This window comes from Solidesulfovibrio sp. DCME (assembly GCF_049995385.1).
Classification (GTDB): domain Bacteria; phylum Desulfobacterota; class Desulfovibrionia; order Desulfovibrionales; family Desulfovibrionaceae; genus Solidesulfovibrio.
The window spans coordinates 3,354,486-3,366,616 of sequence record NZ_CP188261.1 but is presented as its reverse complement, the minus strand read 5'-3'; the positions used below and the strand labels follow the sequence as shown (position 1 = coordinate 3,366,616).

10 protein-coding genes and 1 pseudogene are annotated in these 12,131 nt (G+C 55.6%); 5 read left to right on the top strand and 6 right to left on the bottom strand.

Going from position 1 to position 12,131, the window contains the following annotated elements; genetic code table 11:
- Positions 1-12: 12 nt before the first annotated feature.
- On the bottom strand, positions 13-1,209 hold the full coding sequence (locus ACP59X_RS14915; protein WP_428559747.1) for an inositol-3-phosphate synthase: 1,197 nt from the start codon (positions 1,207-1,209) through the stop codon (positions 13-15).
- A gap of 393 nt (positions 1,210-1,602) precedes the next feature.
- Here ACP59X_RS14915 and ACP59X_RS14910 point away from each other — a divergent pair.
- A pseudogene (locus ACP59X_RS14910) lies at positions 1,603-2,064 on the top strand (transposase); the annotation flags it as partial.
- Between the two features lie 71 nt (positions 2,065-2,135).
- Here the strand turns inward: ACP59X_RS14910 and ACP59X_RS14905 are convergent.
- A protein-coding gene (locus tag ACP59X_RS14905) for an IS5 family transposase (protein WP_428559744.1) occupies positions 2,136-2,889 on the bottom strand; the annotation gives its coding sequence in 2 pieces (ribosomal slippage) (positions 2,136-2,562 and positions 2,561-2,889; 756 coding nt in all).
- Positions 2,890-3,000: 111 nt separating this feature from the next.
- Between ACP59X_RS14905 and ACP59X_RS14900 the strand changes: the two genes are divergently transcribed.
- The 4 genes from ACP59X_RS14900 (at position 3,001) to ACP59X_RS14885 (ending at position 4,585) form a co-directional block, all read left to right on the top strand.
- Positions 3,001-3,249, top strand: coding sequence for a helix-turn-helix domain-containing protein (locus tag ACP59X_RS14900; RefSeq protein ID WP_428559742.1), 249 nt, complete (start codon positions 3,001-3,003; stop codon positions 3,247-3,249).
- 36 nt (positions 3,250-3,285) lie between these two features.
- Positions 3,286-3,510 (top strand): COG3415 family protein, encoded by a 225-nt coding sequence (locus ACP59X_RS14895; protein ID WP_428559740.1) that lies wholly within the window; start codon positions 3,286-3,288, stop codon positions 3,508-3,510.
- Between the two features lie 55 nt (positions 3,511-3,565).
- Positions 3,566-4,317, top strand: a protein-coding gene (locus tag ACP59X_RS14890; protein ID WP_428559738.1) for an IS5 family transposase whose coding sequence is annotated in 2 segments (ribosomal slippage) — positions 3,566-3,886 and positions 3,889-4,317 — 750 coding nt in all. Because the reading frame shifts where the segments join, the coding sequence is not laid out codon by codon here.
- A gap of 127 nt (positions 4,318-4,444) precedes the next feature.
- A complete protein-coding gene (locus ACP59X_RS14885; protein WP_428559736.1) occupies positions 4,445-4,585 on the top strand; it encodes a hypothetical protein in 141 nt (46 codons plus the stop codon).
- Positions 4,586-4,807: 222 nt separating this feature from the next.
- On the opposite strand, the gene ACP59X_RS14880 is transcribed toward ACP59X_RS14885, so the two are convergent.
- The 4 genes from ACP59X_RS14880 to ACP59X_RS14865 are packed head-to-tail and all read right to left on the bottom strand — an operon-like array spanning position 4,808 to position 11,821.
- Positions 4,808-7,915, bottom strand: a complete 3,108-nt coding sequence (locus tag ACP59X_RS14880) for a type I restriction endonuclease subunit R (protein WP_428559734.1) — start codon at positions 7,913-7,915, stop codon at positions 4,808-4,810.
- Positions 7,916-7,932: 17 nt separating this feature from the next.
- Positions 7,933-8,862 carry a DUF5655 domain-containing protein gene (locus tag ACP59X_RS14875; protein ID WP_428559732.1) on the bottom strand — a complete coding sequence of 310 codons (930 nt, stop codon included), beginning with the start codon at positions 8,860-8,862 and terminating at the stop codon, positions 7,933-7,935.
- Complete coding sequence (locus ACP59X_RS14870) at positions 8,859-9,719, bottom strand: virulence RhuM family protein (protein ID WP_428559730.1); 861 nt, start codon at positions 9,717-9,719, stop codon at positions 8,859-8,861. Before ACP59X_RS14870 ends, ACP59X_RS14875 begins: the two co-directional genes overlap by 4 nt.
- Positions 9,716-11,821 carry a type I restriction-modification system subunit M gene (locus ACP59X_RS14865; protein ID WP_428559728.1) on the bottom strand — a complete coding sequence of 702 codons (2,106 nt, stop codon included), beginning with the start codon at positions 11,819-11,821 and terminating at the stop codon, positions 9,716-9,718. The genes ACP59X_RS14870 and ACP59X_RS14865 overlap by 4 nt, the downstream gene beginning before the upstream one ends.
- Between the last annotated feature and the right edge of the window lie 310 nt (positions 11,822-12,131).

Sequence of the window (12,131 nt, the reverse complement as noted above, 5' to 3'; positions counted from 1 at the left end):
TCAAAATGTGATTCATGCGCGCTCTGACGGTGCATGCGCCCCAACCCAGTCGAGGAGCCCGGTGTCCTGCGCAACCAAACGCTGCTCTTTCGACCCCAACGGGTCCTTGAAGAAGGGGGCGAGCGCGCCAAGGATGCCCCGTTCATTACGCCGCTGGGCGAGATCGCACAGGCGTACGAGGTCAATCACCAGGGGTGCCGCCAACAAAGAATCGCATCCGCTCCAGGTGAACTGGAGGTTCATCTTAGATCCGAGGAAACCCTCGAAGTGTATGTAGTCCCATGCGACCTTCCATTCCCCGAGGCTCTCGACATAATCGATGCCGACAGTGGTCTCGAGGGGATATCCTGTGATGTTTTTCAGTACGCTGTCCTTGGACTTGATCTTCGCAGCCTTGCATTGCGGCTCTGCGAGGACCAGCCCGTCGTTGTTTCCGAGAATGTTTTGTCCGAACCATGACAGGATATGCAGATTTCTTCGGACGAACAGCTCGGCTAGAACGGACTTCACGAGCGTTTCGCCCGTCTTGCCATCCGCGCCGGCATGGACAGCACCCTTGGTCTCGGCCAGTTCCACCAGGGCCCCGATGCGTGAGCCGAGGCTGGGCGTAAAATTGACATACGCATCCCCGGCTGACAATGCCGCATAAGCGTAAAGACTACTGGCCGGCAACACCCGTTGCCCCGCTGCGAGCGCAGCCTCCAACTCGGAAAGGTTATCCCAGGTGGTCTTCGGTTCCTCGACGGATTCGGTGCTCGCGAGGTTAACCACGATGATGCGGCTGACGCCGACGGCCTCCTTGAACATATCGAGGTCGTTTTTGATGTTGCGGATGGCGGAAATGTCCGATGTGATGCGCGTGACACCAGTGGCGAGTCCCTTGTCCGGGGCATATTCATCGCTTACGATGCCTGGCCGGATTCGCTGCCCAACTTCCTCTAGCTCCTGCTTGATGCTGCCGTAGAGGTCTTGCAGGCCGCAGGCGGCCAAGATTTTCTTAGCATTGTCTTGCAACCGACAGTCACGCGTCTCATGTCCCCCGAAGACAAGGCTACCTAGGGAGGCTAAATCCACATCTGCAAATTCGGGACGCTCAGTGACGAGACCGAATCTTCCACAATATCCATGTTTTATTGCCGCTATGCTGGCAATCATCACCGTTGCGATGCTTCCATACGCTCCTAAGATCCATACCCCAATAGGTTTCATTACATTCCTCCTGCATTGCTTCCTGCGCAAGGCTCCAGTGCTTCACGGACTGCATCACATTCTGTATCTGAAGTGAGGAAGTCGCCACAATTTCCAATATAATCGCGACTGTTTCCCAAGTTTGTCAAATCCCGAGATCCAGGATGTGGCCGAAGACTATCATCTCTCTGAACATGTACGGAGCCGGCGCCTTGACGTTGATCGGCGACAACTCCTAACAGAGGCGCTCACCTTCACCCGCGGCACCCTGCAAACGACTGGCAGCTAGACTACCAGCCGCGACGTCAATCTCACGGGTACCGGGAACAAAGTCAACCGATCAATCCGACTCGCCTTCGGAATCGCATCCTGGCTCGGCAGCGCAGAGAGGAGATCTGGCTCTTTTAGAACATCGTGGTGTCAAAAACTCTGTGTCACCCACCCGGGGGCGATTACTCTGACGATGCCGACGCGGCCTGGCTGCGCAAAGGCAATCGGGCGTATTACGGCTACAAGATCCACGCCGCCACGGACAGTCAGGATGGTTTTGTGCTCGGCGGACATGCCACGCCAGCCAACCGATCCGATACGGGAGAATTCGTCAGGGTTCTGGATGAAGTCGATGCGAGAACGGGCGAAAGCCTTTATGCGGACAAGGGGTATAGCAGCCAGTTGAACCGGTACGTGCTCCAGATTCGCGGGCTTTCGGATGGCATCATGCACAAGGCCGCGCGGAATCGGGAGCTGACGCTCGCTCAAAGAGCCACCAATCGCTTGATCAGCAGCGTTCGTGCAAAGGTGGAACGCGTTTTCGGTACGCTCAAGCGCGGCTACGGCTTCTTTCGTGCACGGTATAGCCGGTACGAGTTTGCCGAGATAACATGGGCTCATGCCCGTAAAATTTTATCGATGAATTTTGAGGACGTGACACGAGGTTGTGTAGACATTTACCGTAGCCAGACAGCTATCGCCGCCACATGGAGAAACGACAAGTATGCGATGGCCAGCTTGTCATATCGTGTGGCAATTCTCCTAAACTGTTTGATCTTATTGAACATGCGTTCGATCGCATTTCTTTCCTTGTAGATATGGCGGTCATAATCGCGAGGCATCTTCCGAAGAGAACGGGGCGGGATAACAGGCTCGGCCCCTTTCGATCTGATGGCATCAACGATAGCCTGCGAGTCATATCCCTTGTCTGCAATCACAAAATCAGCTTGTTGATCTTCTATTAAAGGCAAAGCTTGATTATAATCCGATTCATTGCCACCTGTAAGGATAAATTTTGTTGGACAACCTAATGAATCAGTTGTAGCATGGACTTTCGTGGAGAACCCACCTTTTGATCTACCGAATTCCTGAAACTGCTGCCCCCTTTGCGCCAGCGGCATGTTGATGTGCCCGAACAATGGTGCTGTCAATCATAAGCCATTCCGTATCCGCATCAGCTGCTAAGGTGTTGAAGATCATTTGCCAGACGCCATTTTTTGACCATCGAATAAATCGTTTGTGTACTGTTGACCACTTGCCATAACAAGTAGGCAAGTCGCGCCATGGTGCTCCGGTCTTGGCCATCCACATCACCGCGTTAAGGAAAAGCCGATTGTCTTCCGCCGTTCTTCCTCTATCACCGGCTTTTCCGGGAAGAGCGTCCTTTATCTTGTCCCATTGCTCATCAGTAATGGTGTGTCGTAGCTCCATTGTATCCCTCCTGTAGAGAGGAATAGCATGGGACAGATCAAATGTCTACACGGCCTAGTGTTGCGTCCTTGAAATGAGTCTATATACTGATCTCCAGTTAAGGAGGCCAGTATGGGCGCTCGGGTAAAAGTCGAGTTGACGGAGGAGCAGGCGGCGACGCTGCGCATGTGGGCCGGGTCCGGCAAGACCGAGCAGCGTCTGGCCCTCCGGGCCAGGGTCATCCTCCTGGCGGCCGACGGGCTGGGACTTAAAGAGATCGAGGGGAAGTCTGGCCTGAACTGGCAAAGCTGTCTGAAATGGCGCAAGCGCTTCCTGGCGCGTGGCCTTGAAGGCTTGAAGGATCAGGTTGGACGCGGCTGACCACAGTCGATCACTCCGGAAGAGCGGGTGGGGGTCGTGGCTCTGGCTTGCACCACGCCCGTCGACGGCAGCAGCCGCTGGAGTGTGCGCAAACTGGCGGAGGCCACCGGCCACAGCAAGTCCGCCGTTCAGAAAATCCTGGCCGAGGGCGCCATTAAGCCCCACAAAACCAAGTATTGGTGCGGCAAGAGCCCCGACCCGGAGTTCGCGCAAAAGCAGGCGGCGATTATCGGCCTGTACCTAGGGCTTGTTCACAATTAAGAGTTTACTAATCGCCTGAGATCGCTCAATTCTGTCTCTCAGGGGAGACAGAGACATGGAACGGTTACTCTTACGCGATGATCAATGGGCTCGGTTGGAGCCACTTTGTGAGGGGAAGAAACAAGATCGTGGTGTAACTGCTAAAGATAATAGGTTATTTTTGGAGGCTGTGCTTTGGATCGCTCGGACGGGTTCTCCCTGGCGTGATCTGCCAAAGGAGTTCGGGAACTGGCACAGCGCGTATGTACGATTTGCCCGATGGTGCGATAAAGGTACCTGGGCTCGATTAGCCGAAGCTGTATCTGGTGATCCAGACTTAGAAATGCTCTTCATTGACAGCACCATTGTCCGTGCCCACCAGCATGCGGCAGGTGCCCAAAAAAAGAAGGGCCGCAAGATATCGGACGTTCGCGTGGCGGACTGACGACAAAGATTCATGCAGCAGTGGATGGATTGGGAAATCCCGTTCGTTTGCTTTTGACTGGTGGTGAAGCTGCGGACATAACGCAAGCCCAATCCTTGATTGATGGATTTGATGCCTTTGCGATTGTGGCTGACAAGGGATACGACTCCAACGCGTTTGTCGTCAGCATTACGTCTCGAAACGCAGAGGCGGTCATCCCTAGCCGGAAAAACCGCATTATTGGGCGAGAATACGATCAGCATGTTTACAAAGACCGCAACCTTGTTGAGCGATTTTTCAATCGTATCAAACAGTTCCGGCGATTGGCCACGCGCTACGAGAAACTTGCGCGACGATTTATGGCTATGCTGCATCTCGTCTTTGCCTTTATCTGGCTGCAATAATTCGACTATTGTGAACAAGCCCTAAACCCGCCGGAAAACGCCATGGTTCTCTCCGTGGATGAGAAGTCGCAAATCCAGGCTCTCGATCGGACCCAGCCGCTGCTGCCCATGCGACCAGGGAAACCAAGTGGAAATCTGGTTCAACATCTTCGCCCGCGACGTCCTCCGGGACGGTGTCTGGCGCTCAAAGCAGCAACTCGTCGGCCAGATCATGGAGTACATCAAGAACTATAACGAGCTCTGGGCAAAGCCCTTCAAGTGGACTTAAACCGGTAAACCACTGGTGGCTTAAATATCTATCAATTTTGAGGACGTGACACTAGCAAGAATTACGCAGCGGTCTCATTCGATGATTCTTTGTGTTGGGAATTTGAATGCCGAATTGTCCGCGAAAAAATACCAATTGATCCGAAGGTCCTTCCGTATGTTGAGAAGTATATACAGATGCTGTCAAGTCGCGTTGTTCCTGAAGGATGGTACTAAAAAAGAATTATGGATGTCCAGTCAACGTTAAGTCGTTTGTAACGACTTCATGAATGTCTTTTGCCAAAAAAGGCAAAATAACGCCGCGAAATTGTGCATCTTCCATGTATCGTGTTGCTATTGCATCGTCGTCAGCAATGCATTCAATCATGTACTCTGAGATGAGTTTTTCAATTCCTAGCATGAATTTGTCTAAGTCCTTATTCGCCTTTACAGTTTTAATAATGCGATCACTGTGACGGGCTTTCTCCCTGAGTTGCATGAAGAAGTAGCGATCTTTTTCCGTGAACTTGGTGCCAAATCGTTCGTTGAGCGTTTTGATGATTTCGGAGAGCGGGGCGCTCTCTTCTTTGACCTTGCCCGTGCCGACTTCCGTTGGGCTCTTCACGCCAGGATCGTCGCCTTCCTTGAGGCTGATGGCTCCTGAGAAGACGCGCTCCAGGCGGTAGTACCGCAACCCCACTTCGTCGCGGACCGTCACAGCCCCGCCGTCGTGGTCAAGCGGCAGGTGCGGCAGAAGGAACCGACCGAAGCTGTAGAGCATCTCCAAATCCGGGTCTGTATAAGGAATAATTTGACTCAAAAACGAGTACATCTTGACATAGCCGCTGAGTGTGTCGCGCAACTCCTGTTGTGCATCCTCGTCAGGGATGGCTTTGAAACGGTCTACCGCTGGTTGCAACCATTTTTCCATAGCCGCGTGGTCGCGGGGATTTTGGTTGGAAACGGGCTTGTAAAAAATCCTAGCGAAGGCCTCCACCTCGCTCCAATAATACACTTGGGATTTATCGAGTTCGTGTTTGAGCGTTTCGAGGCTGGAAGGATCTGACGCTTCCTGAAGACTCGTTTTGTCGTAGTACGGTTTGAAAGCGCGGTAGATATTTTCCGCCTCGTTTCGAAAATCGAGTACAAATGGGCTTTCCTTGCCAGGAATCTTGCGGTTGAGCCGGGAAAGCGTCTGTACCGCCTGCACATTATCCAGGCGCTTGTCCACGTACATGGCGCATAAGAGTGGTTGGTCGAAGCCTGTCTGGTATTTTTCGGCCACGAGCAAGATATTGTAATCCATTGAAGCGAACCGGGCCGGAAGCTGGGCCTCGCTTATGGGCTTGCCGGTCATCACATCTGTATTCATGCTGGGTTCGGTATATTCCAGGCCTGTTTCTTGATCTTTCACCGTGCCGCTGAAAGCGACCAGGGGCATGATGTCGGTATAGCGATTCTCGGCGATGTAGCGCTCAAAGGCCAACATGTAATGCACGGCGTGCAAGCGGGAAGACGTGACCACCATTGCCTTGCCCCGGCCGTTGAGGCGAGGGCGTACGCTGCGTCGGAAGTGTTCCACGATCACTTCTGTTTTCTGTTCGATATTGTGCGGATGTAGGCTCATGAACTTGGCCAGAGCACGCACGGCCTTTTTCTTCGGCAACCTTGGATCGTCCTCGGCGGCCTTGATGAGCTTGAAATACGTGGCGTATGTCGTGTAGTTGGTCAGCACGTCGAGGATAAAGCCTTCCTCGATGGCTTGGCGCATGCTGTAGATGTGGAAGGATTCCTTTTTGCCGCTTGGTCCGGGACGGCCAAAAAGTTCTATGGTCTTGCCCTTGGGTGTTGCGGTGAAGGCGAAAAAGCTCAAATTGGGCTGTCGGCCCCGCGACTCCATGACTTGGTTGAGACGGTCTTCCCAGGTGGTTTCGCCTTCTTCCGTCTCCTTCGCCCTGTTTCCCAGTATGGCCTTGAGCTCGCGCGCGGTTTCTCCCGTCTGGCTGGAGTGGGCTTCGTCCACGATGATCGCATAGTGTCGTTGCGCAATGGCTCGCTCCCATTCCTTCGCCTGCCGTTTTTCCTCATCGGACGCGTTGTCCTGACTTTCGGCTCCGGCGGCGGTGAGCAGACCCCGCAGCACAAACGGAAATTTCTGGAGCGTTGTCACCACGATCTTGGTGCCGTCGATGAGGGCTTCCGTAAGCTGTTTTGAATCCTGGTCAATGGCTTTGACCACACCCTGGGCGTGGTCAATCTGATAGATAGCGTCTTGAAGCTGCTTGTCGAGCACGCGACGATCCGTGATGACGATGACGCAATCGTACAGCTTTTCGTCAACGGTGTTGTGCAGGCTGGACAGTCGGTGGGACAACCAGGAGATGCTGTTGGTTTTGCCGCTGCCGGCGGAATGTTGGATAAGATAATTGTGCCCTGTGCCTTCCGTGCGGGCGGCGGCGACGAGTTTCCCCACGGCGTCGAGCTGATGGTAGCGTGGGAAAATGAGTTTTTCCTTTACGAGACGTTTTTTCCCACCGGTGCCGTCGTCGGATTTTTCCTCCTTGCGTTCCAGAAACATGTAGTCGCCGATGATCGTGAGCAGGCTGTCCCGCGCGAGCACTTCTTCCCAGAGGTAGCCCGTGCGATACCCGGAAGGGTGGGGTGGGTTACCCGCGCCGCATGCGACGGCTCCGGGCCGGCTGCCTCGGTTGAAGGGCAGGAAATAGGTGTCGTCTTTTTGCAGACGGGTGGTCATATGCACCTCGTCGGGGTCGGCGGCGAAGTGCACGAGTGCCCGTTTCTTGAATGCGAAAAGCGGGGCCGTTGGGTCGCGGTCGCGCATGTATTGGCCCACGGCGTGCCGCCAGGTCTGGCCGGTGCCCGGGTTTTTTAGTTCGCAGGTGGCCACGGGCAAGCCGTTTACGGCAAAGAGCAGGTCGATGGTGTCGGCGCGGCCAGGGTGACAGGGAACTTGCCGGGTCACGGTGAGCCGGTTCTTTACGTAAAGGTTCTGTACTGCGGCGTTGAGGCCATGGGCGGGTTTGAAATAGGCCAGCCGAAGCGTCTTGCCGTGGCATTTGAACCCGTGGCGCAGAACGTGGAGTGCTCCTTTGAGGTCGAGTTCCTTGAGCAGCGAGGCGATGAGGAGCGCTCCCAGGCCAGCGCCATGCAGGGCGCGCATCTTGTTCCACAACTCTGGCTGGGAGTCGGCCAAAAAAGCCAGCACGTCCGCCGGGAACAGGGCTTTCTCCACATCCCAGGAGGCGAGGTCGCCCCGCGTCCAGGCCGCTTTTTCGAGCAGCATGGTTTCCACGTAGGATTCGAAAGCCTTCTCTGTGGTCTGCCCGGGCATGGGGTCCCTCCCTGCTGTCAGCTGGCTTGGTAGCTTTTTTCCAGAAACGGCTTGGCGCGTTCGAAATCATCCATGGTGTTGATGGTGATTTCCATGTCCCCGGTGCCGAGGTGGCCGATATTGCGCACGTCGCGGGTGAGGCCTTCGATGATGTTTTCCGGGGTGGGCGGGCATTTCACGGCCACGACGAGGCGTTTGGCCTGGACGCCGACCTCGACGCAGGCGAAGTTCTTGATGCGTTTGAAGGCGATGTAGTGCTTGAGGACCTTTTTGGTCACGTCATCGCCGAGGGCGAGCAGGTAGTCTTCCAGGGCGTGGTAGAGGTCTTTGACCTCGGGCTGGGCTTGGCTCAGGTAGTCGGAGACGGTTTTTACCGCCGGCCTGTCCGTTTCCGCGTGCCCCCCCCCGGCGGAGGGGGCGGGGGAGGCGCTGCCGTTGACTGCCGTCACGGCGTTGACCATCTCCAGTATGAGGAAGCCTTCGGGGTAATGGCGGTAGCGGATGAGTTCTATGTTGCGGTTGATCTGCGCCACGGCGTGTTCGTCGTAGCGTGTGAAGTCGCCGGCTATGCAGAGCAGGCGCGGAGAGCCCCATTCGATGGTGTTGGCGGCGTCGCGGCCGTAGCGTTCCAGGACCAGCAGCTTGAATTCAGCCTGATGGTCCATGAGCCAGTCCAGGTAGAAAAGCCCCTGGTTGATGACGTTTTCGTTGGTCGCCCGCTTGTATTCGATGATGACCGGGCAGCCGTTCTCGTCGATGCCGAGGGTATCGATGCGGCCCTTATGCTTGACGCCGGTGGAATATTCCGAGGCCAGGAAGCGCACGCCAAGCAGCGCGTCCAGGTGTTGTTCCATGAGCGTTTGCAGCGATTTTTCCAGGGCCAGGGACTGGCCGTGGAGTTCGGCCACGCTATCGGCGGAAAGGCGGAAGAGTTTGATATCGCTCATGCGGGTTTGGCCTGTCTGGACGGGTTTTGCTTTATGTTCTCGTAGTGTTTCATGGTTTCTTGGAAAGAAGGGTATTCCGTTATGCCTTGGGAACGGCAGGCGATCATGGCAAGGCGGACGACTTCACCGCCGGATTCTGGAGGAAGGTTCCACTCCTTAAAGATAGTGTATGGCGTTGACTGGTAGCAGAGAAGTGTTTCAAAGGCTTTTTGGGTTCCAGGGAGGCGCGTATCCATGGTATGGCAAATAACCTTTGTGTAGTGCTGTGCTATGCCCTCGACAATATGGAGATCGGCATTTTCAAAGTTGCTCTTATCCCATTGTGTGCCGTCGATATCTTTGCCGAGGTGGGAATCCATGCTGGTGGTGTAGATGTCGAGCACCTTGCGCCAGAAAACCCGCTCGCTGGCCCGGATGTCCCGGATGCGGGCAAGCAGTTCGTCAAAGAAGTCCCCGCCGCCGGCCTCCTTGAGCCGCTCGTCATCCAGGGCGAACCCCTTGACCAGGTATTCCCGCAACCGCTGCGTGGCCCACTGGCGGAACTGGGTGCCTCGGTGGGACCGGACCCGGTAGCCCACCGAAAGAATGGCGTCGAGGTTGTAAAACTTGGTTTTGTAACGTTTTCCGTCGGTTGCAGTTATTAAGGATTCCTTAATAACTGCCTCGGCCGCAAGTTCCCCGTCCCCGAAGATGTTGCGCAAGTGGGTGTTCACGTTGGCGACGGTCGTCTGGAACAGCTCGGCCATATGCCGCTGCGAAAGCCAGACCGTCCCGGACTCGAAACGGACCTGAATACGGGAGCGCCCGTCCTCGGTCTGATACAGGAGGATTTCTCCGCCCGGCTGCGCCTCCGTCATGCCGTCACCTCGCGCAGCATGGCCATGATCTCGCCCTCAAGCGCCTTGATGTCCGCCTCGATCTCCTCCAAGGGGCGCGGCGGCTCGTAGCGGTAGAAATGCCGGTTGAGCGGAATCTCGTAGCCCACCTTGGTCTTGGCGTGGTCGATCCAGGCATCCGGGACATGCGGCAGCACCTCCCGGCGTAAATACGCCTCGACGTCCTGCTTAAGCGGCACGCATTCCGTGTCCCGCAAATCCACGTCGGGCTCGGGATTGCCCTGCCCGTCGCGACAGACTGCGGCGGTCTCGTCCCGTTCGGACAACGCGGAAAGCACGGCCTTGCGCTCGGCCGTGGACAGGCGGACGCCAAGCTTGCGGTCCAGGGCCTTGAGCTTGGCCAAGAACGTCTCGCGGGACAGGAAGACCTCGGCCTTCGTCTCCTCGCCAAGCCGGCGCAGCATGGCACGGATGATCTCTTGTCGCTTCCTACCCTCCTCGATTTCCTGGAGCCGCACCTTCTCCGATTTCTTGTTGCTGGACGCCAGATTGCGGAAGGAGGTCTCTTCCTCGATACGGGCAATGCGCTCGGGGCTGGCCTGGAAGTTCAGGCGCAAGGGGCGCTCCACCGTGATCTTGTGAAACCCGAAATCCTCATTGTCGAAAACTTTGCTGACCACAAAGGTTTTGGTTCCGCCGTTCGTTCCCCGTTCGCGGGTTTCGCCATCCCGGAACGCCCCATGGATGCGGGTGATGTCGCCGATCTGGTCCGCCTCACCCTCGTCGGCGTCGCCGATCTTGTTGCGCTTGTTGCCCAGGCTCTTTTTCATTTTCACGAAGAATTGCCGCGCGTCGATGAGCTGAACCTTTCCCTTGCGGGCCGGCTCCTTCCGGTTGGTGAGAATCCAGATATAGGTGGCGATGCCGGTGTTGTAGAAAAGCTGGTCCGGCAGGGCCACAATGGCTTCAAGCCAGTCGTTCTCGATGATCCATTGCCGGATGTTGCTCTCGCCGCTGCCCGCGTCGCCGGTGAAAAGCGGCGAGCCGTTGAAAACGATGCCGATACGACTGCCGCCGTCCTTGGGGGCGCGCATCTTGGAAAGCATGTGCTGCAAGAAAAGCAGGGAACCGTCGTTGATGCGCGGCGTGCCCGCTCCGAACCGGCCGGCATAGCCAAGGTTGACGTGCTCGTCCTCAATGAATTTGGCCTGCTGCTTCCATTCGACGCCAAAGGGCGGATTGGCCAACATATAGTCGAAGGTGACCCTGTTGTCCTGGAGGTCGCGGTCAAAGGCGTCTTCGGTGAAACTGTTGCCCAGGCGGATATTCTCGGAATCATCACCCTTGATTAGCATGTCGGATTTGCAGACCGCCCAGGCCTCGTCGTTCCAGTCCTGGCCGAAAAGGTGCGGATCGGCTTCCGAGTTGAGGGTATGGATGTACTTCTCGGCCACTGACAGCATGCCGCCCGTGCCGCAGGCCGGATCGTAGATGGTTTTGACCACATGGCTGCGGCGCAGATCGTTTTCCGGCGAGAGCAGCAGGTTGACCATGAGCTTGATGACTTCGCGCGGGGTGAAATGTTCCCCGGCCTCCTCGTTGGCCTGTTCCGCGCCGATCCGGATGAGTTCCTCGAACACGTACCCCATTTGCAGGTTGTCCACTTTCTCGGCGGACAAGTCCATTTTTTCGTCGCAAAAGGCCTTTATCACCAAGAAAAGAATGTTCTTGTCGGCCATTTTGGCAATTTGCTGCTCAAAAGCGAACTTCTCCATGATGGTGCGAACATTTGGTGAGAAGTCTTTGATATAACTGTTGAGATTGATCGCCAATTGGTTTGGGTCGTCAAGTAGTTTTTTAAAATCAAGTTTTGATAGATTATAGAACTGATGTCCCGTGATCCTTTGGAGTAGGCCGCTGAGAACTGTTGTCGGCTTCCCTTCTATGCGGGAGTATTCCTTGAGTACATCTGCTTTCGTTGGCGCAAGCAGACAGTCAAAACGACGAAGCACCGTCAGCGGCAAGATGACCTTGCGATACTCGTTTCGCTTGTACGGGCCACGGAGCAGATTGCAGATGCTCCAGATGAAATTGGCGATCTGAAAATGCGTCTCGGAAGTCATGAGATACCTTTTGTCGAAACGGAGTCGAGCAAGCGGCGCTACGGGCTTTCAGGCCATCGTCGCCGCATGCCGTGGAGGGCACCATGCCGACTTGATGGGATATTTCCGTCCACCAATTTAGAGGGACACCCCCATCCCTGGCAAGCCCTATAGGCAAAACGTTTTCCGGGGGCTTCCCCCGAAAGCATGTCAACCGATTCGGGGGGGGCTTGAGTCAAGAGGAAGGGAACAGACGGTGCAGAAAAGGCATTGAGGACTCAAGAAAGTGAAGTTAAGGTAAATATTTACCAGGTAATTTCAAGAAAAAGTC

What these genes read in the sequence shown, in the direction of transcription:
- ACP59X_RS14900 (WP_428559742.1), top strand. Translation starts at nt 3,001, where the DNA reads ATGGGCGCTCGGGTAAAAGTCGAGTTGACGGAGGAGCAGGCGGCGACG.
- ACP59X_RS14875 (WP_428559732.1), bottom strand. Translation starts at nt 8,862, where the DNA reads ATGAGCGATATCAAACTCTTCCGCCTTTCCGCCGATAGCGTGGCCGAA.
- ACP59X_RS14865 (WP_428559728.1), bottom strand. Translation starts at nt 11,821, where the DNA reads ATGACTTCCGAGACGCATTTTCAGATCGCCAATTTCATCTGGAGCATC.
- ACP59X_RS14915 (WP_428559747.1), bottom strand. Translation starts at nt 1,209, where the DNA reads ATGAAACCTATTGGGGTATGGATCTTAGGAGCGTATGGAAGCATCGCA.
- ACP59X_RS14870 (WP_428559730.1), bottom strand. Translation starts at nt 9,719, where the DNA reads ATGACGGAGGCGCAGCCGGGCGGAGAAATCCTCCTGTATCAGACCGAG.
- ACP59X_RS14880 (WP_428559734.1), bottom strand. Translation starts at nt 7,915, where the DNA reads ATGCCCGGGCAGACCACAGAGAAGGCTTTCGAATCCTACGTGGAAACC.